Below are 19004 nucleotides of genomic sequence, written 5' to 3'. Positions count from 1 at the left end.
TTACCCGCTCAGGCGAGTCGTACGAGCGCCCGAGACATGCCCAGGACCTTCTGCCCCGCGCTGGTCGCCGTCAGGTCGACGCGGACCGTGTTGTCGTCGAGCTTGGCGGCGACCTTGCCGCTGACCTCGATGGTCGCGCCCTGCTCGTCGTCGGGGACGACGACGGGCCGGGTGAAGCGGACGCCGTACTCGACGACCGCGCCCGGGTCGCCGGCCCAGTCGGTGACGACCCGGATCGCCTCGGCCATGGTGAACATGCCGTGCGCGATGACGTCCGGCAGGCCCACCTCCTTGGCGAACCTCTCGTTCCAGTGGATCGGGTTGAAGTCGCCGGAGGCGCCCGCGTAGCGCACGAGGGTGGCCCGGGTGACGTCGAAGCTCCGCGCCGGGAGTTCGGCGCCGACCTCGACGTCGTCGTAGGAGATGGTCGCCGTCATGTCAGCCCTCCTCGGCCGCGCGGGCCACGAGCTTGGTCCAGGCGGTCACGACGTGTTCGCCGGCCTCGTCGTGGACCTCGCCGCGGATGTCCAGGATGTCGTTGCCCGCCATGGACTTGACGCCCTCGATGGTCGAGGTGACGGTGAGCCGGTCCCCGGCGCGCACGGGGCGCCGGTAGGCGAACTTCTGGTCGCCGTGCACGACCCGGCCGTAGTCCAGACCGAGTTGCGGGTCCTGGACGACCTGGCCGGCGGCCTTGAAGGTGATGGAGAACACGAAGGTCGGCGGAGCGATCACATCGGGGTGGCCGAGGGCCTTGGCGGCCTCCGGGTCGGTGTACGCGGGGTTCGGGTCCCCCACCGCCTCCGCGAACTCGCGGATCTTCTCCCGGCCCACCTCGTAGGGCTCGGTGGGCGGGTAGGTCCGCCCCACGAAGGACTGGTCGAGCGCCATGGCTCGGCACCTCCTGGTTGCTCTACTGAACGGTACGCGTCTCTCAACGACGCGAGGCCGCCCCCGATCACTCGGGGGCGGCCTCGCATACGAGCCTGATTTATCGCGTCTCGCGGTGCGCGGTGTGCGCGTTGCAACGCGGGCAGTGCTTCTTCATCTCAAGACGGTCCGGGTTGTTACGCCGGTTCTTCTTGGTGATGTAGTTCCGCTCCTTGCACTCCACGCAGGCCAGCGTGATCTTCGGGCGGACGTCGGTGGCAGCCACGTGAGTGCTCCTTGACGAACGGATAGGACTGGTTTAACGCAAGAAAGAGTAGCCGATCGAAGGACCGACCCCGCAATCGGCTACTGTGTGTAGCGGTGACCGGACTTGAACCGGTGACACAGCGATTATGAGCCGCTTGCTCTACCGACTGAGCTACACCGCTTTGATGCGATCGGGCCCCGCCTCGCGGCGGGAACCTCTCACACCAGAGCCCCAATACGGAATCGAACCGTAGACCTTCTCCTTACCATGGAGACGCTCTGCCGACTGAGCTATTGGGGCGAGCGATGAAGACATTACACGGTCCGCAGCCGATCGCCCAAATCCGTTCCGTGTACCCCGCCGGGCGCCGTTTCCCCGGCGTCCCGGCGATCTCCAGCGCCCCTTCCGCCCCTGGACCACACCGGTACGACTATTGCGCTCCTCCCCGCCACTGCCGGAGCTCCGTCCTAGGCTCGACTCACTCTGCGTGATCTTGCCCCGCGCCTGTGCTCCATGCGCCGGGGCACCCGAGCCTTTCGCACCGCCGATGCCCCAGGAGCGCGATGCCCGACAGCCAGCCGCCCCCGCCTCGGCCGTCCTCGTCCTCTCCCTCGGCCTCCCCTGCGGGCCGGTCGCCGGATCCCGCCCCGCTCCTGCTGTGCGGCGCGCGCCTGACGGACGGCCGGACCGTGGACGTACGGCTCGGCCGCGGCCGCATCGAGGCGGTCGGCACGGCGGGCAGCCTGGCTGCCGGATCGCCCCGCGGCGCTCGTGTGGATCTCAGCGGCTATCTCCTCCTCCCCTCGCCCGCCGAACCGCATCTGCACGCCGACACCGCCCTGTCCGCCGACACCGACGGCCCCGTCTCCCACGCCCCGCACGACATCCGGCGCCGGGCCACCGAGGCCGCGCTGCTGCACCTCGGCCACGGCACGACCGCGCTGCGCGCACACGTACGCGTGGGCGACGTGCAGGGCCTCGGCGCGCTGGCCGCCGTCCTGGAGGCCGGGCGTTCGCTGCGCGGCCTCGCCGAGCTGACGACGGTGGCGATGCCCCGGGTGCTGACCGGGCCGGCCGGGGCGGAGGGGCTCGCGATCCTGCGGGACGCGGTGCGCATGGGCGCCTCGGTGGTGGGCGGCTGCCCCGATCTCGACCCCGACCCGGTCGGCTACGCGGAGACAGTCCTGGCGCTCGCCTCCGAGTACGGCCGCCCCGTCGACCTGCACACTGACGCCGCCGACCCGGCCCGGCTCGCCCGTCTCGCCGCCATGGCCGGCGGTCTGCGCCCCGGCGTCTCCCTCGGCCCGTGCGCCGGCCTCTCCGCCCTCCCCGCCGAAGCCGCGGCCCGCACCGCCGACCAGCTCGCCGCGGCCGGCGTGACGGTGGTCTGCCTCCCGCAGGGCGGCTGCGGGGCCGTCGAACGCCGGGGCACCGCGCCCGTACGGCTGTTGCGCGCGGCCGGCGTCCGGGTGGCGGCCGGGAGCGGCGCCCTGCGCGACGTGTCGAACCCCGTCGGCCGCGGCGACCCCCTGGAGGCGGCCTACCGTCTCGCCTCCCGCCACGGCCTGCGCCCCGAGGACGCCTACGACGCGGTGAGCACGTCCGCGCGTGCCGCTCTCGGGCTGCCCGAGGTCCGCGTGGAGGCGGGCTTCCCGGCCGACCTGCTGGCGGTCCGCGGAGACCGGCTGGCGAGCGCGCTCTCCCTGGCGTACAGCCGGATCGTCATCCACGCGGGGCGCGTGGTGGCGCGCACCAGCGCGGTGCGGGAGTACTGCGCTCTGTCCGAGGGCCCGGCCCCGGAGTTGGGGCTGCCTCGGCAGGGCCGGGGCGAGCTGTCGTAGGACAGCCGATGTCCTGCGTGGTGCGGTGAGCGTTGTCTTGCGCGGTGCCTGAGCGGGGCATCGCACGGGCGTTCGCCCGTGGGGCGGTACGGGTGGGTCGGGCGTACGGTCGGAAGCATGCGCATTGTCATTGCTGGAGGTCATGGTCAGATCGCGCTGCGGCTGGAGCGGGTGCTCGCCGCGCGCGGGCATGAGGTCGCGGGGATCATCCGCAAGGCGGAGCAGGGCGAGGACCTGCGGGCCGCGGGCGCCGAACCCGTCGTACTGGACCTGGAGTCGGCCTCGGTCGACGAGGTCGCGGAGCGGCTGCGGGGCGCGGACGCGGCCGTGTTCGCGGCGGGCGCGGGCCCGGGCAGCGGGACGGGACGCAAGGAGACCGTGGACAAGGGTGCGGCGGTGCTGTTCGCGGACGCGGCAGTGCGCGCGGGCGTACGGCGGTTCGTGATCGTGTCGTCCTACGGCGCGGACGCCGGGCACCAGGGTGACGAGGTCTTCGACGTCTACCTGCGCGCCAAGGGCGAGGCGGACGCGTACGTGCGGGGCCTGGACGCCCTCGACTGGACGGTTTTGCGCCCCGGTTCGCTGACGGACGACCCGGGCAACGGGCTGGTCCGCCTGGAGGCGCGGACGGGCCGCGGCTCGATCCCGCGCGACGACGTTGCGGCCGTGCTGGCGGAGTTGCTGGACACCCCGGCGACGGCCGGCCTGACGCTGGAGCTGATCGGCGGGTCGACGCCGGTGTCGGTGGCGGTGAAGTCGGTCGCGGGGAACTGACCGGGCTCCCCGGGCTCCGGGCGTCAGAACAGCGGCAGCTGCCCGGGGACCTCGGGGACGACGTATCCGTCCAAGGAGGGCTGCGCCGCGCCCAGTTGTGCCGGCCGGCGCGAACCGGGGCAGGAGGTGAGCTGCCCGCTCCCCCGCGCGCCCGGCGGGTCGTGCCGGGCGAACCGTCCGGCGACGACGGCGATCTCGCGGCGGCACTCGGGGCAGGTTCTGCGACGGCTGGACATGCCGTCAGTGTGCCCCAGCGGGTGGGGCGGGCATCCGGTCCGGTCCGGTTGTCCGCGTCGCTCGTCGCGCGGAACCCGGCGCTCCTCCCTAGCATCCGTACATATGGCACATACCTTCGAGGAACTCGTGGAGAAGCAGCGCGCGGCCGACGAGGCCCACGCGAGGGTCCTGCACCTGCGGGACACCTACGGCGCGCCCACGGCGGCCACCTGGTCGGAGATCCAGAGCGACACCTACGAGACCGCCTGGCGCGCCTGGCGCGACCTGGCCCGCGACGTGAGGTCCGCGATGACCGACTTCGCCAAGGAGGCGGGCAGACCGCGGACGGACGTGGAGGCGGAGGTGAGAAGGGCGGCGAAGTCCCCGGAACGGGCTGCCGCGGAGGAGGAGTAGGGGGCCGCGCACGCCTGTGACGTGAGAGCTGGGGACACCATCGGCACATGACGAAGGGCCCGTGATCTGCTGTGACAGCAGATCACGGGCCCTTCGTTCCCGTGTGGCGGCGCCAGGATTCGAACCTGGGAAGGCTGAGCCGGCAGATTTACAGTCTGCTCCCTTTGGCCGCTCGGGCACACCGCCGGGGTTTGCTGCCGTTCGAACCGCTTTTCGGCGGTGCTCCCTGGCAACGACGTAAACGATACCTGATGCGGAGGGGTGCTTCGCCACCCGATTCCGCGCCGCCCGGGCCCGGCCGGGTGGCTAGGCTTGTCCGGATGCGGCCCGCGGCTTTCGGCGGGCTCGGCGGCAGCCCCACGGACGCCGACACGCACCCGATACGCACACCGATACAAGGAGCCACAGGACATGGCCGACTCCAGTTTCGACATCGTCTCGAAGGTCGAGCGGCAGGAGGTCGACAACGCCCTCAACCAGGCCGCCAAGGAGATCTCCCAGCGCTACGACTTCAAGGGCGTCGGCGCCTCGATCTCGTGGTCCGGAGACAAGATCCTGATGGAGGCGAACTCCGAGGACCGGGTGAACGCCGTCCTCGACGTCTTCCAGTCGAAGCTGATCAAGCGGGGGATCTCGCTCAAGGCGCTGGACGCGGGCGAGCCGCAGCTCTCCGGCAAGGAGTACAAGATCTTCGCGTCGATCGAGGAGGGCATCTCTCAGGAGAACGCGAAGAAGGTCGCCAAGCTCATCCGCGACGAGGGCCCCAAGGGCGTGAAGGCCCAGGTCCAGGGTGACGAGCTGCGCGTCAGCTCCAAGAGCCGCGACGACCTCCAGGCCGTCATCGCCCTTCTGAAGGGCCATGACTTCGAGTTCGCCCTGCAGTTCGTGAACTACCGGTAGGAACGGCTTTGCTGACGGGCGGACGCCTCAGGGTGTCCGCCCGTCGGCGTGCCCGGTGTGTTCCCGTGGTCGCGCGCCGGCGGGAACGGCGCTCAGGGGCGAAGACCCCTCAGTCGCGCGAGTGGCCGAACAGGATGCGGTAGGCGATGAGGAGCACCAGTGATCCGCCGATCGCCGCGGCCCAGGTGGCGCCGTCGTAGAAGTCCTTGCTGATCGGGTGGTCCAGCCAGCGGGCCGATACCCAGCCGCCGATGAACGCGCCGGCGATGCCGATGACGGTCGTGCCGATGAAACCGCCCGGGTCGCGGCCGGGCAGCAGGACCTTGGCGATGACGCCGGCCAGCAGCCCCAGAATGATCCAGCTGACGATGCTCATGCCCTGAACCTGCCCTTCCGCGCTGTGCCCTCACCGTCCGGGCGCTGTGATCTCGCTGCCCGACGGCGGCAGGCGCGGCTCGTGCCCCGTTTCGCGCCCCTGTCGACGTGACGACGATCGGGCAGCACCCGCCGGTTCCCGGGGCGGGTCGGTTCAGCGGGCGGCGAACGGCTGGTCCGTGCTGACGATCTCGCGGCCGAGCGGCAGCAGGGACACCGGGATCAGCTTGAAGTTGGCGATGCCGAACGGGATGCCGATGATCGTGACGCACAGGGCGATGCCGGTCGCGATGTGGGCGAGGGCGAGCCACCACCCGGCGAGGACCAGCCACAGCACGTTGCCCACGCAGGACGGTGCGCCGGCGTCGCGGCGCTCGATCGTGGTGTAGCCGAAGGGCCAGAGGGCGTAGACGCCGATGCGGAACGCCGCCAGGCCGAAGGGGATTCCGATGATCGTGACGCACAGCAGCACGCCGGCCAGCAGGTAGCCGAGGAACAGCCAGAAGCCGCTGAGCACGAGCCATATGACGTTGAGGATGGTCTTCACTGTCGGTGACCTGCCATCTTCTCGAGACGGGCGATGCGCTCCGCCATGGGCGGGTGCGTCGAGAACATCTTGGAGAGCCCCTGGCCCGGGCGGAACGGGTTGGCGATCATCATGTGGCTCGCGGTCTCGATCCGGGGCTCGGGCGGCAGCGGGAGCTGCTTGGTGCCGAGTTCGAGCTTGCGCAGGGCGCCGGCGAGGGCCAGGGGGTCGCCGGTGAGCTGCGCGCCGGAGGCGTCGGCCTCGTACTCGCGGGAGCGGCTGATGGCGAGCTGGATGAGGCTGGCGGCGAGCGGGCCCAGCAGCATGATCAGGAGCATGCCGAGGATGCCGGGGCCGTCGTCGTCGCTGGAGCGGCCGATCGGGATGAAGTAGGCGAAGTTGACCAGGAACATGATCACGGAGGCGAGGGCGCCGGCGACCGAGGAGATGAGGATGTCCCGGTTGTAGACATGGCTCAGCTCATGGCCGATGACGCCGCGCAGTTCGCGTTCGTCGAGGAGGCGGAGGATGCCTTCCGTGCAGCACACGGCGGCGTTGCGCGGGTTGCGGCCGGTGGCGAAGGCGTTGGGCGCCTCGGTCGGGGAGATGTACAGCCGGGGCATGGGCTGGCGGGCCTGGGTGGAGAGCTCACGGACCATGCGGTAGAGCGCCGGGGCCTCGAACTCGCTGACCGGCCGGGCGCGCATCGCGCGCAGTGCGAGCTTGTCGCTGTTCCAGTACGCGTACGCGTTGGTGCCGAGCGCGACGAGGACCGCCACGACGAGCCCCGCCCGCCCGAAGAAGCTGCCGATGACGATGATGAGCGCCGACAGTCCCCCGAGGAGTACTGCGGTCCTTAGCCCGTTGTGCCGGCGGTGCACGGTACGCCCTCCAAGTCGTGCGGCAGGGGACCCCTGAACGTGTTGCCTGATCTTGCCGTCTGATGTGCGAGGCCCCTGGTGTCGTGGTGCCACGTCCAGTGGAACCTCCCGTTTTGGTCAACGCCAGACGGGGGGCTCGGGTTCCCTTGTGCGACCGGCGGCCGGGGTGGGCCGTCCGGGTGAGGGCCGCTGAGGGCCTGTGACAGGGCCGGCGGGCACTCAGAAGAGGGCTGTGCCGGCGAAGCGCAGGACCAGTTGGGGTGCTCCGGAGAGGACGACGCCGAGGACGGCGGTGAGGGCGAGCGCGGCGGTGAGGGGTGCGGGGACCCGGTGCCGTACGGGCTCGCCCTCGGGGGCGCGGAACAGCAGGGCCGTCCACTGGAGGTAGTAGTACAGGGCGATGACCACGTTGACGGCCATGACGACCGCCAGCCAGCCCAGGCCCGCGTCGACGGCGGCGGAGAACACGGTGACCTTCGCGAAGAGGCCGATGATTCCCGGCGGCAGGCCGGCCAGGCAGAGCAGGAAGAAGGCCAGGAGCAGCGCGGAGAGCGGGTTCTTCGCGTGGAGGCCCCGGTAGTCGGCGAGGCGGTTCTGCGGACGGGTGCGGCCGACCAGGGCGGCCACGGCGAAGGCGCCGAGGTTCACGGCGGCGTACGTCAGGGCGTAGGCGACGGTGGAGCCGATGGAGCGCTGTGGGTTGTCGGAGTACGCGGCGGCGGCGATCGGGACGAGGAGGTAGCCGGCCTGGCCGACGGAGGACCAGGCGAGCAGGCGTACGGCGCTGTACGCGCGCGTGGCCTGCTGGCGCAGGGCGCCGACGTTCCCGGCGGTCATGGTGAGGGCGGCCAGCGCGGCCAGCGCGGGGCCCCACACGTCGGCGTACGAGGGGAAGGCGACGACGGTGACGAGGATGAGGCCGGAGAAGCCGACCGCCTTGCCGACGACGGAGAGGTAGGCCGCGATGGGCAGGGGGGCGCCGACATAGGTGTCGGGGACCCAGAAGTGGAAGGGGACGGCGGCCGTCTTGAAGGCGAAGCCGACGAGGGTGAGGACGACTCCGGCCTGGGCGAGGGTGTGGAACTGTCCGTCGACGTCCTGGATGCGCTCGGCCACCCGGGTGAGGTGCAGGGTGCCGGTGGTGGCGTAGACGAAGCTGATGCCGAGGAGGCTGACGGCGGTCGCGGTGACGGACGACAGGAAGAACTTCAGGGCTGCTTCGGAGGACCTGCGGTCGCCGTGGCGGATGCCGACGAGGGCGAACGCGGGCAGGGAGGCGACCTCCAGGGCGACGACGAGTGTGGCGAGGTCGCGGGAGGCGGGCAGGAGGGCGGCGCCGGCGGCGGAGGACAGCAGCAGGAACCAGAACTCGCCCTCGGGGAGCCGTCCGCGCGCGTCCTTCAGGGCGGTGACCGACAGCAGGGCGGCCAGCAGCGCTCCCCCGAGCACGAGGAACTGGATGACGAGGGTGAAGTGGTCGGCCGTGTAGCTGCACACGCGTGTGTCACTCGTGAGGCAGAAGGTGGAGCGGTCGCCGTCCAGGAGGGGCAGCAGGAGGGCGGTGGAGGCGGCGAGGCCGGCGACGGACAGCCATCCGAGGAGTGCCTTGCGGTGGCCGTCGAGGAACAGGTCGGCGACGAGGACGACGAGTGCGACGACCGCCGCGAGGGTGGGCGGGGCGATCGCGAGCCAGTCGACGGACTGCACGAGGGACGGTGCGGCCGGGGAGCTCATCGGGTGCCTCCTGCGAGGAGCTGCTGCACGGCCGGGTCGGTGAGGCCGAGGAGTGCCTTGGGCCACAGGCCCGCGACGACGGTGAGGACGACGAGCGGGATCCAGGCCGCGAACTCGTACGCGCGGACGTCGGCGAGTCGCGGCGCGTCCTGCGGGATCACGCCCATGCAGACGCGGCGGACGACGACAAGGAGGTAGGCGGCGGTCAGCAGGGTGCCGAACGCGGCGATCGCCGTGAAGGTGAGGAAGGCGGGACGGCTGAGTCCGGCGGCGGGGTCGAACGCGCCGAACATGGCCAGCATCTCGCCCCAGAACCCGGCGAGGCCGGGCAGGCCGAGCGAGGCGACCGCGGCGAAGGCGAGCAGGCCGCCGAGGCGCGGGGCCTTGCCGTAGAGCGCGGCGCCGGTCTGCTGGGCGAGGGTGTCGAGGTCGGTGGTGCCCGTGCGGTCCTTGAGGGCTCCGACCAGGAAGAAGAGCAGGCCGGTGATGAGGCCGTGGGCGACGTTGGCGAACAGGGCGCCGTTCACTCCGGTCGGGGTGGTGGAGGCGATGCCGAGGAGGACGAAGCCCATGTGGCCGACGGAGGAGTAGGCGACGAGGCGCTTGAGGTCGCCCTTGGCACCCCGCTTGGCGAGGGCGAGGCAGGCCAGGGAGCCGTAGACGATGCCGACGACGGCGAAGGCGGCGAGGTAGGGCGCGAAGGAGTGGAAGCCGTCGGGCGCGACCGGGAGGAGGATCCGGACGAAACCGTACGTTCCCATCTTCAGCAGCACGCCGGCGAGGAGGACCGAGCCGACGGTCGGGGCGGCGGTGTGGGCGTCGGGCAGCCAGCTGTGCAGGGGCCACATCGGGGTCTTCACCGCGAGCCCGATCCCGACCGCGAGAACGGCGATGACCTGCACGGATGTACTCAGCGACCGGCCGTTGTCAGTGGCGAGTGCCATCATGTCGAACGTGCCCGCCGTGACGCCGATCACGAGCAGGCCGAGCAGCATGACCACGGATCCGAGCAGCGTGTACAGGATGAACTTGGAGGCCGCCCGGGTCCGGCCCTCGCCGCCCCAGCGGGCGATGAGGAAGTACATCGGGATCAGCACGGTCTCGAAGGCGAGGAAGAACAGGATCAGGTCGAGGGCGGCGAAGGTGGCGAGGGTGCCGGCCTCCAGGACGAGCAGGAGAGCGACGAAGGCCTTGGGGCTGGGGCCCTTGGGCGGGTTGAAGTAGGAGTAGAGCGCGCAGAGGAAGGTCAGCAGCGCGGTCAGCACCAGGAGGGGGAGGGAGATGCCGTCGACGCCGAGGTGGATGCGCACGTCGAGTGCGGGGATCCAGCTGATGTCGGTCGTGGCCTGCATCTTCGAGGGGTGGTCATGGTCGAAGCCGACCGCGAGGGCGATGGCGGCGACGAGGATCGCGCCGGTCACCATGACGCCGTGCCGCAGGACGGCCTGCTCGGGTGACGTCCCCTTCAGTCCGGGCGGGGCGGGCAGGAGAGCGGCGGCCGCGCCGAGGAGCGGGCCGGCCACGATCAACGCCAGAAGGAACTGCATCACGGACTCGTTGATATCGATCACTCCTGCTCACGCTCCCGTCGCGACGAGGACGGCGGCGACCGCCAGGACGACGGCGCCGGCGAGCAGCGCGCTCACATAGGTCTGGACGTTGCCGGTCTGGGCACGCCGTACGGCGGCGCCGAGCCAGCGGGGCAGGGTGCCCGCTCCGCTGACGTAGGTGTCGACGACCTCGCGGTCGAGGAACCGGACGAGGCTCGCTCCGGCCTGCACCGGGCGTACGAACAGGGCCCGGTAGACGGCGTCGAGGTGGAAACCGGCGGCGGCGTGGCGGTGCAGCGGGCCGAGCAGGAGCCGGCCGGGGTCGGCCGGGTCGGGCGCGGCGGCCACGTCACCGTAGGCGGGCGCGTGCGTCGCGATGGCCTCGGCCTCCACGGCTGCGGCGTCGCGCTCGGGGTGGGCGGCGACCGCGCCCATCGGGACGCGTGCGGCTCGCGCGGTGGTGTGCCGCCAGGCCGCGCCGACGACGAGGACACCGGTCAGCGCCAGGCCCGTGCCGAGGACGGATGTGGTGAGGGTCGGGGCCAGGTCGCCGCCGTCGAACCAGTCGGGCAGCGTGCGGTAGGCGAGCCCGCCGACGGCGAGGGAGGGGGCGGCGAGCACCCACAGCACGGCGGTCATCGGCAAGGGCTCCCGGCCGTGGTCGGGGGCTTCGGCTCCCCGGCCGTTGAAGGCCAGCAGCCACAGGCGGGCCGCGTAGGCGGCGGTGAGGAGGGCGGTGAGCAGTCCGGTGACGAGGACGATCCAGCCCGCGGCGGCGGGAGCGTACTCGCTGTGGCCGGTGGAGGCGTGTTCGGCGGCGCCGAGGACGGACTCCTTGGAGAAGAAGCCGCTGAACGGCGGGATCGCGGCGAGCGCGAGGAGCGCCACGGTCATCGTCCAGAACGCGTCGGGGACGCGGTCGCGCAGGTGGCTCATGCGGGACATGGCGGCCAGGGAGTTGGTGCCGGCGGCGTGGATGATCACTCCGGCGGCGAGGAACAGCAGCGCCTTGAACGCGCCGTGCGACAGGAGGTGGAACACGGCGGCGCCGCGGTCGCCGACGGCGAGGGCTCCGGTCATGTAACCGAGCTGGCCGATCGTCGAGTAGGCGAGGACGCGCTTGATGTCGTCCTGGGCGAGCGCGGCGACACCGGAGCCGGCCATGGTGACGGCGGCCATGACGGCCAGGACGACCATCGCGGCCTGGGATGCCTCGAAGACCGGGAGGAGGCGGGCGACGAAGTAGACGCCGGCGGCGACCATCGTCGCCGCGTGGATCAACGCGGAGACGGGTGTCGGGCCCGCCATGGCGTCGGGGAGCCAGGTGTGCAGCGGGAACTGCGCCGACTTGCCGGCCACGCCCGCCAGGAGGAGCAGGGCGATCAGGGTCGGGTGGTCAAGTCCGTCGTGGGCGACGGCGCCGAGGACCTTGGTGATGCGGAAGGAGCTGGCGTCGGTGGCCAGGGCGAACAGACCGAGGAGGAAGGGGACGTCGCCGAGCTTGGTGACGAGGAAGGCCTTGATGGAGGCGGCGCGGGCCTCCGGGGTCTCCCAGTAGTGGCCGACCAGGAAGTAGGAGCAGATGCCCATGACTTCCCAGCCGACCAGCAGCACGATCAGGTCGCCGGAGTAGACGACCAGGAACATCGCGGAGGTGAACAGGGAGACGAGAGCGGCGTAGGACGCATAGCGCGGGTCCTCGCGCAGGTAGGCGGTCGAGTAGATCTGCACGCAGCCGGCGACCAGGCCGACCAGGACGGCGACGAGCGCGGCGAAGCCGTCGATGTACAGCGCCAGTTCGATCGGGACCGAACCGGTGGGGGTGAGCTCGGTGACCGCGTCGACGGCCGCGTCCCCGCCCTGCCGTACGGCGACCACGGCGGCCAGGACGAGGGAGGCGAGGGTCGGCAGGACCGCGAGCGGGCGGACGAATCCGGGGGCGGTGCGGCCGAGGAGCAGTCCGGCGGCCGCGCCGAGGAACGGCAGGAGCGGGACGAGGACGGCGAGGGTGGTGGTGGTCACGCGGTGGCCTCGGACTTCCCGGCCCGGCCGGCCTGTTCGGCCGCGCGGGCGCCGCTGTGGGGGTCGCCGGGGCCGTCGGGGCCGTCGGCGTCCAGGACTTCGTGGCCCTCTGCGGTGTCGCGGAGCTTGTCGATGTCCGCGGTGCCGCGGTTGCGGTGGACGGCGAGGACGATGGCCAGGCCGATGCCGATCTCGGCGGCGGCGACGGCGATGGTGAACAGGGTGAGGGCCTGGCCGGAGTGCAGGGTCTCCTCGGCGGTCCTGCTGAGCCAGACGTCGAAGGCGACGAGGTTGAGGTTGACGGCGTTGAGCATCAGCTCGACCGACATCAACACCAGGATCGCGTTGCGGCGGGCGAGCACGCCGTAGAGGCCCGTGCAGAAGAGCAGGGCGGCGAGAACGGCGGGATAGGCGAGGTGCATCAGCGGGCGCCGCCTTCCGGCTCGGCCGGCGAAGTTCCGGAACTCTCTGTGACAGTCCGGGAACTCTTGGTGATTGCTCGGGAGTTCACAGGGGGAGAGCTCGACTCGGCCTTGGCCTTGCGGGACAGGACGATCGCGCCGACCAGTGCCGCGAGGAGGAGGACGGAGAGGGCTTCGAAGGGAAGGACCCAGTGCTGGAAGAGGCTCGCGCCGGTGACCTCGGTGGAGCCGGCGGCCGGGCCGTCCAGGTCGATCCAGGTGGCGCGGAAGGCGTCGACGACCACCCAGACCAGGGCGGCCGCGGCGGCGACGGCGACCGAGAGGGCGGCCCAGCGGTTGCCGGAGTCGGCGTCCGGTGAGCGGCCGATGGGGGCCCTGGTGAGCATCAGACCGAACAGGAGGAGGACGACGACGGACCCGACGTAGATGAGGACCTGCACCCAGGCGATGAACTCGGCGGTGAGGAGGAGGTATTCGACGGCGAGGCCGCCGAGGGCGACCACCAGCCACAGGGCGGCGTGGACCAGTTGACGGGTGGTGACGGTGACGAGGGCCGCGCCGAAGGTGACCAGACCGACGAGGAGGAAGGCGATCTCGACACCGGTCGGCGAGAGGAAGCCCTGCGGGGCCTGAGCGAGGGTCATGCCTCTCCCTCCGGGGGCTCGGTCGGTTCGGCTTGCGCTTCCTGGGCGGCTGCCAGTTTCTCGGCGGTCTTGCGGGCGGCGGCGATCTCCTTCGGCTCCTCCGCGCCGGGGTCGAGGGCGGGCGGGGCCGGGACCGTCCACATCCATTCGCGGAGCTTGTCCCGCTCGTGGGTGAGGTCGCGGATGTCGGTCTCGGCGTACTCGAACGCCGGGGACCAGAACAGGGCGTCGAAAGGACACACCTCGATGCAGATACCGCAGTACATGCACAGGGAGAAGTCGATGGCGAAACGGTCGAGGACGTTGCGGCTGCGTTCGCGGCCGCCGGGGGTCGCCGCCGGGACCGTCTCCTTGTGGGAGTCGATGTAGATGCACCAGTCGGGGCACTCACGGGCGCACAGCATGCAGACCGTGCAGTTCTCCTCGAACAAGCCGATCACTCCGCGGGTGCGGGGCGGGAGGTCGGGCTGGGTGTCCGGGTACTGCTCGGTGACGGTCTTCCGCGTCATCGTGCGGAGGGTGACGGCCAGGCCCTTGGCGAGGCCGCTTCCGGGGATGGGGGCCATGGTTACCGGATCACCACCTTGACGACGCCGGTGAGAGCGATCTGAGCGAGAGAGAGGGGGACGAGGAGGGTCCAGGAGAGTTTCTGGAGCTGGTCCTCGCGCAGCCGTGGATAGGTGACGCGGAGCCAGATGACGACGAAGGCGAGCAGGGCGGTCTTCAGCAGGGTCCAGACCCAGCCGAGGCCGTCGGCGCCCCAGGGGCCGTGCCAGCCGCCCAGGAAGAGGACGGTGGTCAGGCCGCACAGGACGACGATGCCGGCGTACTCGGCGAGGAGGAACAGAGCGAAACGGAGGCCGGTGTACTCGGTGTACGCGCCGAAGATGATCTCGGAGTCGGCGACGGGCATGTCGAAGGGAGGCCGTTGGAGTTCGGCGAGGCCGGCGACGAAGAAGACGATCGCGCCGACGATCTGCCAGGGCAGCCACCACCACTCGAAGGCGTCGACGATGCCGGGGAGCGAGACCGTCCCAGCGGCCATCGCGACGGAGGCGGCGGTGAGGAGCATGGGGAGTTCGTAGGCGAGGAGCTGGGCGGCGGTGCGCAGGCCGCCGAGGAGGGAGAACTTGTTGGCGGAGGCCCAGCCGGCCATGAGTGAGCCGAGGACGCCCACGCCCATCACCGCGAGGACGAAGAAGACGCCGGCGTCGACGACCTCGCCGACCGCGCCCTCACCCGGGCCGATGGGGATGGCGAGGAGGACGAGGAGGTACGGCAGGAGCGCCACGGCGGGGGCGAGCTGGAAGACACGGCGGTCCGCGCCCGCGGGGACGACGTCCTCCTTCTGCGCGAACTTCACGCCGTCCGCGATGAGCTGGGCCCAGCCGTGGAAGCCGCCGGCGTACATGGGGCCGAGGCGGCCCTGCATATGGGCCATGACCTTGTGCTCGGTCTGACCCACGATCAGGGGGAAGGTGAGGAAGACGACGAAGACGATCAGGAGTCGCAGGGCGACGTCTGAGGCGTCGTTCACTGCGGGCCTCCTCGGGGGGTGTCGTGAGTGCCGTCTGCTGGAGGGTCGGCGGGAGTTCGGTCTTCGGGGGTTGCGTCTTCGGGCGAGCCTCCGTCCCTTGGGTCCCCGCCGGACGACTGCGGGCGGTCCGCGGCCGTCCGCTCGCCTTGGGGCTCGGAGTCGTCGAAGGCGGGACGGGCATGGTGCCACGGAGCGTCGGAACTGCGGGGAGGCCGGGCGCGGCGGGTGCTCGCGCCGGGAGCGGGTCCCTCGGCGGGGGCCTCGGCAGCGGCGGCTTCCTCCGTGGTGGCATCGCCGGTAGGGGCCTTCTCGGAGGGGGGCCCATCCGAGGTGGCGGCTCGCTGACTGGCCGATCCCTGGGAGGCGCTGCGCGCGCGGCGGGGGCCCCGCGAGGGTCGGGAAGCCTCTGGTTCGGGCGCGGCCGGCCGGTCGGCGCCGCCGGTCTCGCGGGTGCCGCCAGGCCGGACGGCTCCGGCGGCTTCGCCGGCTCCGGCAGCTCCTTCAGTTCCGTCGGCAGCGGCGGCTTCGGCGGCTTCGGCGGCTTCGGCGGTTTCGGCGGTTTCGGCGGCGGTGGTGCGCGGCTCGGCCGGGGGCTCGGCGACGGCGTCCCGCACGGCGCGCGGGTCGGCAGCCGGCTCGGGAACGGTCTGTGGCTCGGCGGCCGCGTCAGGCGTGGCCCCTGGCGCAGTCACCGCCTCCCCCGCGGTCGCGGTCTCCGGTCGGTTCGCCGGGTCCCGGGGGGCGCGCCGCTCGGTGGCCGGTGCCTGCTGGGGCGTTGCCTCCTGGGTGGGTGCCGGTGTCGGCGGGGTGGTGGTCTGGCTGGCTGAGCCTGCGGATGCTGAGCGCATGCGCCGTGGGGGTCGCTCGCCGGCCGGTCCGGTGGGGCGCGCCGGGCGTTCGCCTGCGGCGCGGGAGGTTGCCGCGCCGCGGGCCGGGCGGGCGGGTGCTGGGGGGAGCTGGCCCTTGAGGGGGCCCCAGTCGTTGGGGTCGGGGACGCCGGGGGGAAGCATCTGGCGGCGCTTGGGGCCGCCGTGTTCGGACTCGCCGGGTTCCTTGGCGCCGGGCCAGGCCTTGGCGACGCGGGCGGCGAGGACGAAGTCCTTGCGGAGGGGGTGGCCTTCGAAGTTCTCCGGGAGGAGGAGGTGGTCCAGGCCGGGGTGGCCGGTGAAGCGGACGCCGAACATCTCGTGCGTCTCGCGTTCGTGCCAGGCCGCGCCCGCGTAGGCGTCGACGGCGGAGGGGAGGACCGGGGCGTCGTGCGGGACCGTGGTGCGTACGAGGAGGCGGCGGACCGGGGACAGGGCGACGAGGTGGGCGCAGACACGGAAGCCGGTGCCGGGTTCGTCGACGGCGCTGAGCCAGTCGAAGTAGGTGCAGCCGAGGCGGTCGCGGGCGGTCTCCAGGGCGGTGATCCAGGAGGCCGGGGGGACGTCGACGGTGAGGAGGTCGTAGGACTCCTCGGCGGTGGCGTCGGCGCCGAAGACTTCCTCGGCGGGGGCGGGCAGCCAACCGGGGGCGGTCATCGGGTGTCCCCCTCCGGGGCGGGCGGCCGGACGAGCCCGCTCTGCAGCGCGGCCGTCGACGGGCGGGGGGTGTCGGAGGCGTACCGCTCTCCCAGCGACTCCCGGGCGATCTTCTCCTGGAGCTTGAGGATCCCCTGGAGCAGCGCCTCGGGGCGGGGCGGGCAGCCGGGGACGTAGACGTCCACGGGGATGATCTGGTCCACGCCCTTGGTGACGGAGTAGGAGTCCCAGTAGGGGCCGCCGCAGTTGCTGCAGGCGCCGAAGGAGATGACGTACTTGGGTTCCGGCATCTGCTCGTAGAGGCGCTTGACGGCGGGGGCCATCTTGTCCGTGACCGTGCCGGAGACGACCATCAGGTCGGCCTGGCGCGGGCCGGGCGCGAAGGGGATCACGCCGAGGCGGATGAAGTCGTGGCGGGCCATCGACGCGGCGATGAACTCGATCGCGCAGCATGCGAGGCCGAAGTTGAACACCCAGAGGGAGTAGCGGCGGCCCCAGTTCAGGACCACCTTCATCGGCTCGGGTGCGAGGCGGGCGAGGGCGCCCAGCCGCTTCGGCTCGGGGAGGAGTACGGGCTCCGAGGGGGTCACGTCCATGCCAGGACGCCCTTCTTGTATGCGTACAGCAGGCCGACGGCGAGGAAGCCGAGGAAGATGAACATCTCCACGAGTGTGGTGGCGCCGTAGCCGGGCGCGGCGAAGACCGTCGCCCAGGGGAAGAGGAAGATCGAGTCGACGGCGAAGATGACGTAGAGGAAGGCGTAGACGTAGTAGCGGACCTGGGTGTGGGCCCAGCCCTCGCCGACGGGGTCGACGCCGCACTCGTACGTCAGGAGTTTCTCGGGGGTGGGGACCACCGGGCGCAGCAGGCGGCCGGCGCCGAAGGCGACGGCGACGAACAGCACGCCGACGGCGGCGAGCAGTCCGACTACCGCGTAGGAGTCGAAGTAGTCCGACGCGACCACGACCGTCGAACCCGTCAGCGTTTCGTGCGACGTCTGCGGCACCGTCCGTCCCTCGCTCCCCGACCTCGGCCTGTTCGACGATCTGTACGCACGGGAGTCTAGGGCCTGATAAAGGCACAGTAAGCAGCCCGTCTCGCCCGGGGCAAAGGGGGTGGGGTTTTCCCCCGGGGGCCCGGGCGGTGAACTCCATGGCGCGGCGGCGTCCCGCGCGGCACGCTGAGCCGTATGACCGTATCCAAGCCCGCCCCCGCGGCGGCGTACAGACCTGCCGTGGCCGTGCCCGTGACCGGCCCGCTCGCTCGGCCCTCCTCCCGGAGGGCGGGTGAGAGCGAGGACCGTCTGCCGCCGCCCCGTTTCGCCTATGACGCGCAGACCTGGAAGGAGATCGCGCATCTCCTGGCGAACCTGCCCATGTCGATCGTGGGGTTCGGTTACGGGTTCACCGCGCTGCTGGTCGGCGCCGTGCTGGCGCTGACGGCGGTGGGGCTGCCGGTGCTGGCGCTCGGCCTGCTGGGCGCGCGGCTGATCGGCCGGTTCGAGCGGGGCCGGGCGCGGATGCTGCTGGGGCTGCGGATCGACGAGCCGAGCCCGCTGCCGCTGCGGCGGTCGGGCAACCCGCTCCAGGGGATGTGGCTGGCGCTGAAGGATCCGGTGGCCTGGCGGACGCTGCTGTACGACGTGATCCGGCTGCCGTGGGGCATCGCCACGTTCACGGTCGTCTTCACGTCGCTGTTCGTGGCGTGGCCGGTGCTGCCGTTCGTGGCGCGGGGGCTGACCAACGTGGACCGGATTCTGGTGCGGGCGCTGCTGTCGCCGTCGGACGGGCTGGAGCGGAGGATCGCCGAACTGGAGTCCGACCGGGGGGTCGTGGTGGACACGGCGGCCGCCGATCTGCGGCGCATCGAGCGGGATCTGCACGACGGTGCGCAGGCGCGGCTCGTCAATCTGGCGATGGGGCTGGGCCTGGCGAAGGAGAAGCTGCTGGAGGATCCGGACGCGGCCACGGCGATGGTGGAGGAGGCGCACGGTGAGGTGAAGCTCGCGCTCCAGGAGCTGCGTGATCTGGCGCGGGGCATTCACCCGGCGGTGCTGACCGACCGGGGGCTGGACGCGGCGTTGTCGTCGGTGGCCTCGCGGTGCACGGTGCCGGTGCAGGTGACGGCCGAGCTGACGTCCCGGCCGGCGCAGGCCATCGAGGGGATCGCCTACTTCACCGTCTCCGAGCTGCTGCAGAACGTCAGCAAGCACAGCGGGGCGCGGTCGGCGTGGGTGGACGTGTGGCGGTCTGAGGACCGGCTGCTCATCCAGGTGCGGGACGACGGTCGCGGCGGCGCCCGGCTCGACGGCGGCAGCGGGATGCGGGGGCTGGCGGAGCGGCTGGGGGCCGTGGACGGTCTGTTCGTCGTGGACTCGCCGCCGGGCGGGCCGACGACGGTGACGGCGGAGCTGCCCTGGCGGGACCGGTAGGGGGTGCGCGGCCTTGCCGCCGGCCGTGGGCGCGGGGTGGGGAAAACCCCCCGTTCAAGAGGCCGACGGACTCCAT

22 protein-coding genes and 3 tRNA genes are annotated in these 19004 nt (G+C 71.9%); 5 read left to right on the top strand and 20 right to left on the bottom strand.

All coding sequences use genetic code 11. From position 1 onward, the window contains the following. Positions 1–8: 8 nt before the first annotated feature. From EV567_RS17330 to EV567_RS17310, 5 genes are all read right to left on the bottom strand, one after another. A complete protein-coding gene (locus EV567_RS17330; RefSeq protein ID WP_130441011.1) occupies positions 9–437 on the bottom strand; it encodes a MaoC family dehydratase in 429 nt (142 codons plus the stop codon). A gap of 1 nt (position 438) precedes the next feature. Next, entirely contained in the window at positions 439–891 is a 453-nt protein-coding gene (locus tag EV567_RS17325) for a MaoC family dehydratase N-terminal domain-containing protein (protein WP_130441009.1), read from the bottom strand. Positions 892–991: 100 nt separating this feature from the next. Continuing rightward, complete coding sequence (rpmG, locus tag EV567_RS17320) at positions 992–1156, bottom strand: 50S ribosomal protein L33 (protein ID WP_003948671.1); 165 nt, start codon at positions 1154–1156, stop codon at positions 992–994. 90 nt (positions 1157–1246) lie between these two features. Continuing rightward, positions 1247–1319 (bottom strand) — tRNA-Met (locus EV567_RS17315). A 46-nt stretch (positions 1320–1365) separates the two neighbouring features. After that, positions 1366–1438 (bottom strand) — tRNA-Thr (locus tag EV567_RS17310). 263 nt (positions 1439–1701) lie between these two features. Between EV567_RS17310 and EV567_RS17305 the strand changes: the two genes are divergently transcribed. Then, on the top strand, positions 1702–2979 hold the full coding sequence (locus EV567_RS17305; protein ID WP_130441007.1) for an amidohydrolase family protein: 1278 nt from the start codon (positions 1702–1704) through the stop codon (positions 2977–2979). A gap of 117 nt (positions 2980–3096) precedes the next feature. Next, a complete protein-coding gene (locus EV567_RS17300) occupies positions 3097–3753 on the top strand; it encodes an SDR family oxidoreductase (protein WP_130441005.1) in 657 nt (218 codons plus the stop codon). Positions 3754–3776: 23 nt separating this feature from the next. Here EV567_RS17300 and EV567_RS17295 read toward each other — a convergent pair whose 3' ends face one another. Further along, positions 3777–3989, bottom strand: coding sequence for a hypothetical protein (locus tag EV567_RS17295; protein WP_130441003.1), 213 nt, complete (start codon positions 3987–3989; stop codon positions 3777–3779). Between the two features lie 103 nt (positions 3990–4092). Between EV567_RS17295 and EV567_RS17290 the strand changes: the two genes are divergently transcribed. Beyond that, a complete protein-coding gene (locus EV567_RS17290) occupies positions 4093–4383 on the top strand; it encodes a hypothetical protein (protein ID WP_130441001.1) in 291 nt (96 codons plus the stop codon). A gap of 104 nt (positions 4384–4487) precedes the next feature. Here the strand turns inward: EV567_RS17290 and EV567_RS17285 are convergent. After that, positions 4488–4569: transfer RNA gene (locus EV567_RS17285), tRNA-Tyr, on the bottom strand. A 225-nt stretch (positions 4570–4794) separates the two neighbouring features. Between EV567_RS17285 and EV567_RS17280 the strand changes: the two genes are divergently transcribed. Further along, positions 4795–5283, top strand: a complete 489-nt coding sequence (locus EV567_RS17280) for a YajQ family cyclic di-GMP-binding protein (protein ID WP_130440999.1) — start codon at positions 4795–4797, stop codon at positions 5281–5283. Between the two features lie 109 nt (positions 5284–5392). On the opposite strand, the gene EV567_RS17275 is transcribed toward EV567_RS17280, so the two are convergent. From EV567_RS17275 to EV567_RS17215, 13 genes are all read right to left on the bottom strand, one after another. Next, positions 5393–5659 (bottom strand): GlsB/YeaQ/YmgE family stress response membrane protein, encoded by a 267-nt coding sequence (locus EV567_RS17275; RefSeq protein WP_130440997.1) that lies wholly within the window; start codon positions 5657–5659, stop codon positions 5393–5395. A gap of 153 nt (positions 5660–5812) precedes the next feature. Continuing rightward, positions 5813–6205 carry a YccF domain-containing protein gene (locus EV567_RS17270; RefSeq protein ID WP_130440995.1) on the bottom strand — a complete coding sequence of 131 codons (393 nt, stop codon included), beginning with the start codon at positions 6203–6205 and terminating at the stop codon, positions 5813–5815. Further along, the gene (htpX, locus tag EV567_RS17265; RefSeq protein WP_130440993.1) at positions 6202–7065 is read right to left on the bottom strand and encodes a zinc metalloprotease HtpX; all 864 of its coding nucleotides are present in this window, start codon (positions 7063–7065) and stop codon (positions 6202–6204) included. The genes EV567_RS17270 and htpX overlap by 4 nt, the downstream gene beginning before the upstream one ends. Positions 7066–7284: 219 nt before the next feature. After that, the gene (locus EV567_RS17260) at positions 7285–8799 is read right to left on the bottom strand and encodes an NADH-quinone oxidoreductase subunit N (RefSeq protein ID WP_130440991.1); all 1515 of its coding nucleotides are present in this window, start codon (positions 8797–8799) and stop codon (positions 7285–7287) included. Then, positions 8796–10370: a NuoM family protein gene (locus tag EV567_RS17255; protein ID WP_130440989.1), complete on the bottom strand. Its 1575-nt coding sequence runs from the start codon at positions 10368–10370 to the stop codon at positions 8796–8798. Before EV567_RS17255 ends, EV567_RS17260 begins: the two co-directional genes overlap by 4 nt. A 6-nt stretch (positions 10371–10376) precedes the next feature. Further along, positions 10377–12371 carry an NADH-quinone oxidoreductase subunit L gene (locus EV567_RS17250; protein WP_130440987.1) on the bottom strand — a complete coding sequence of 665 codons (1995 nt, stop codon included), beginning with the start codon at positions 12369–12371 and terminating at the stop codon, positions 10377–10379. Continuing rightward, positions 12368–12793, bottom strand: a complete 426-nt coding sequence (gene nuoK, locus EV567_RS17245; protein WP_130440985.1) for an NADH-quinone oxidoreductase subunit NuoK — start codon at positions 12791–12793, stop codon at positions 12368–12370. The genes EV567_RS17250 and nuoK overlap by 4 nt, the downstream gene beginning before the upstream one ends. Beyond that, positions 12793–13437, bottom strand: coding sequence for an NADH-quinone oxidoreductase subunit J (locus EV567_RS17240; protein WP_130440983.1), 645 nt, complete (start codon positions 13435–13437; stop codon positions 12793–12795). The genes nuoK and EV567_RS17240 overlap by 1 nt, the downstream gene beginning before the upstream one ends. After that, entirely contained in the window at positions 13434–14003 is a 570-nt protein-coding gene (locus EV567_RS17235; protein WP_130440982.1) for an NADH-quinone oxidoreductase subunit I, read from the bottom strand. Before EV567_RS17235 ends, EV567_RS17240 begins: the two co-directional genes overlap by 4 nt. Positions 14004–14005: 2 nt before the next feature. Then, positions 14006–14974: a complex I subunit 1 family protein gene (locus EV567_RS17230; RefSeq protein WP_130440980.1), complete on the bottom strand. Its 969-nt coding sequence runs from the start codon at positions 14972–14974 to the stop codon at positions 14006–14008. Next, positions 14971–16497, bottom strand: a complete 1527-nt coding sequence (locus EV567_RS17225) for an NADH-quinone oxidoreductase subunit C (RefSeq protein WP_130440978.1) — start codon at positions 16495–16497, stop codon at positions 14971–14973. Before EV567_RS17225 ends, EV567_RS17230 begins: the two co-directional genes overlap by 4 nt. Beyond that, positions 16494–17093 carry an NADH-quinone oxidoreductase subunit B gene (locus tag EV567_RS17220; RefSeq protein ID WP_130440976.1) on the bottom strand — a complete coding sequence of 200 codons (600 nt, stop codon included), beginning with the start codon at positions 17091–17093 and terminating at the stop codon, positions 16494–16496. The genes EV567_RS17225 and EV567_RS17220 overlap by 4 nt, the downstream gene beginning before the upstream one ends. Further along, entirely contained in the window at positions 17084–17503 is a 420-nt protein-coding gene (locus EV567_RS17215; protein ID WP_130440974.1) for an NADH-quinone oxidoreductase subunit A, read from the bottom strand. The genes EV567_RS17220 and EV567_RS17215 overlap by 10 nt, the downstream gene beginning before the upstream one ends. Positions 17504–17686: 183 nt before the next feature. Here EV567_RS17215 and EV567_RS17210 point away from each other — a divergent pair, with 183 nt between their 5' ends. Next, positions 17687–18928 (top strand): sensor histidine kinase, encoded by a 1242-nt coding sequence (locus tag EV567_RS17210; RefSeq protein ID WP_130440972.1) that lies wholly within the window; start codon positions 17687–17689, stop codon positions 18926–18928. The last annotated feature ends 76 nt before the right edge of the window (positions 18929–19004 follow it).

The organism is Streptomyces sp. BK239 (assembly GCF_004217285.1).
In the GTDB taxonomy this organism is placed as follows: domain Bacteria; phylum Actinomycetota; class Actinomycetes; order Streptomycetales; family Streptomycetaceae; genus Streptomyces.
The sequence above is the reverse complement of the archived record's forward strand: the minus strand, read 5'-3'. Positions and strand labels throughout refer to the sequence as shown.

Excerpts from the sequence above, each read along its gene's own strand:
- EV567_RS17240 (WP_130440983.1), bottom strand. The coding sequence starts at position 13,437 with ATGACCCTCGCTCAGGCCCCGCAGGGCTTCCTCTCGCCGACCGGTGTC.
- EV567_RS17290 (WP_130441001.1), top strand. The coding sequence starts at position 4,093 with ATGGCACATACCTTCGAGGAACTCGTGGAGAAGCAGCGCGCGGCCGAC.
- EV567_RS17325 (WP_130441009.1), bottom strand. The coding sequence starts at position 891 with ATGGCGCTCGACCAGTCCTTCGTGGGGCGGACCTACCCGCCCACCGAG.
- EV567_RS17210 (WP_130440972.1), top strand. The coding sequence starts at position 17,687 with ATGACCGTATCCAAGCCCGCCCCCGCGGCGGCGTACAGACCTGCCGTG.
- EV567_RS17305 (WP_130441007.1), top strand. The coding sequence starts at position 1,702 with ATGCCCGACAGCCAGCCGCCCCCGCCTCGGCCGTCCTCGTCCTCTCCC.
- nuoK (WP_130440985.1), bottom strand. The coding sequence starts at position 12,793 with ATGCACCTCGCCTATCCCGCCGTTCTCGCCGCCCTGCTCTTCTGCACG.
- EV567_RS17260 (WP_130440991.1), bottom strand. The coding sequence starts at position 8,799 with ATGAGCTCCCCGGCCGCACCGTCCCTCGTGCAGTCCGTCGACTGGCTC.
- EV567_RS17275 (WP_130440997.1), bottom strand. The coding sequence starts at position 5,659 with ATGAGCATCGTCAGCTGGATCATTCTGGGGCTGCTGGCCGGCGTCATC.
- EV567_RS17225 (WP_130440978.1), bottom strand. The coding sequence starts at position 16,497 with ATGACCGCCCCCGGTTGGCTGCCCGCCCCCGCCGAGGAAGTCTTCGGC.
- EV567_RS17280 (WP_130440999.1), top strand. The coding sequence starts at position 4,795 with ATGGCCGACTCCAGTTTCGACATCGTCTCGAAGGTCGAGCGGCAGGAG.
- EV567_RS17295 (WP_130441003.1), bottom strand. The coding sequence starts at position 3,989 with ATGTCCAGCCGTCGCAGAACCTGCCCCGAGTGCCGCCGCGAGATCGCC.
- EV567_RS17235 (WP_130440982.1), bottom strand. The coding sequence starts at position 14,003 with ATGGCCCCCATCCCCGGAAGCGGCCTCGCCAAGGGCCTGGCCGTCACC.
- EV567_RS17220 (WP_130440976.1), bottom strand. The coding sequence starts at position 17,093 with ATGGACGTGACCCCCTCGGAGCCCGTACTCCTCCCCGAGCCGAAGCGG.
- EV567_RS17330 (WP_130441011.1), bottom strand. The coding sequence starts at position 437 with ATGACGGCGACCATCTCCTACGACGACGTCGAGGTCGGCGCCGAACTC.
- EV567_RS17300 (WP_130441005.1), top strand. The coding sequence starts at position 3,097 with ATGCGCATTGTCATTGCTGGAGGTCATGGTCAGATCGCGCTGCGGCTG.